This window comes from Streptomyces sp. PT12 (assembly GCF_003311645.1).
In the GTDB taxonomy this organism is placed as follows: domain Bacteria; phylum Actinomycetota; class Actinomycetes; order Streptomycetales; family Streptomycetaceae; genus Streptomyces.
The window spans coordinates 1-1,302 of the sequence record NZ_QEST01000251.1 but is presented as its reverse complement, the minus strand read 5'-3'; the positions used below and the strand labels follow the sequence as shown (position 1 = coordinate 1,302).

Below are 1,302 nucleotides of genomic sequence, written 5' to 3'. Positions count from 1 at the left end.
CCGTGGGCGTTTTCGGGGCGTTCGGATGTGGGGTTGCGGGCGTTGGCGGGTCGGTTGGGTGGGTTGTCGGGTGTGGGGGCGGTTGATGTGGGGTGGTCGTTGGGGGTTTCGCGTTCGGTGTTTGAGCATCGGGCGGTGGTGGTGGGTGGTTCGTTGGGTGAGTTGGTTGAGGGTGTGGGTGTGGTGGCTGGTGGGGGTGAGGCTGCTGGTGTGGTGTCGGGTGTGGCGCGTGGTGTGGGTGGTCGGGTGGGTGTGGTGTTCGCTGGTCAGGGTGCGCAGCGTTTGGGTATGGGTGCGGAGTTGTATGAGGCGTTTCCGGTGTTTGCGGAGGCGTGGGATGAGGTGGTTGGGGTGTTGGGTGGTCTGTTGGATGGTGATGTGAACGCGGTGGTGTGGGGTGGGGATGAGGGGTTGTTGGGGCGGACGGATTGGGTGCAGCCGGCGTTGTTTGCGTTTGAGGTGGCGTTGTTTCGGTTGGTGGAGTCGTGGGGTGTGGTGCCGGATGTGGTGGTGGGTCATTCGGTGGGTGAGATTGCTGCGGCGTGTGTGTCGGGGGTGTTGTCGGTGGCTGATGGGTGTCGGTTGGTGGTGGCGCGTGGTCGGTTGATGGGGGCGTTGCCGGAGGGTGGGGCGATGGTGGCGGTGGGTGCGTCGGAGGGGGTGGTGCGGGAGGTGTTGGGGGGCTTCGATGAGGGTGTGGTCGGGATTGCGGCGGTCAATGGTCCTTCGTCGGTGGTGGTTTCCGGTGCGGAGGGCGCTGTTCTGGCGATTGGGAGGGTGTTTGAGGAGCGGGGGGTTCGTATCCGTAGGCTCAATGTCTCGCATGCGTTCCATTCGCCTTTGATGGAGCCGATGTTGGCGGAGTTCGGTCAGGTGGTGGCGGGGCTGAGTTTTGGTGAGAGTGCGCGGTTCGCTGTTGTTTCCACTCTCACTGGGGAGCGGATCGGTGCCCGGGAGTGGGGTGCTGGGGGGTATTGGGTGCGGCATGTTCGGGAGGGTGTCCGATTCGCTGACGCTGTTGGCGTGTTGGTTGGTGCGGAAGGAGTGCGGCATGTGGTGGAGATCGGTCCGGATGGGACGTTGTCGGGGATGGTTGGTGAGTGCCTGAGTGTTCGGGATGAGGGCGCGTCCTCGGTTTCGGTTTCGGCTCTGGGGCGGCGTAAGCGGCCTGAGCTCGCTGGTGTGTTGGAGGGGTTGGCGCGGGCCTGGGTGGCGGGTGTCGAGGTCGACTGGTCCGCGGTCTGTGTGGGTGGGCGTCCCGTGGAGCTGCCGACCTACCCGTTCCAACGCGACCGCTACTGG

General features: G+C 65.1%; 1 protein-coding gene. It reads left to right on the top strand.

Annotation, left to right across the window (positions count from 1 at the left end; genetic code table 11):
* Positions 1-117: 117 nt before the first annotated feature.
* Positions 118-1,302, top strand: a 1,185-nt coding sequence (locus DEH69_RS27035) for an acyltransferase domain-containing protein (RefSeq protein ID WP_181727627.1), incomplete at its 3' end; no start/stop codon positions are given.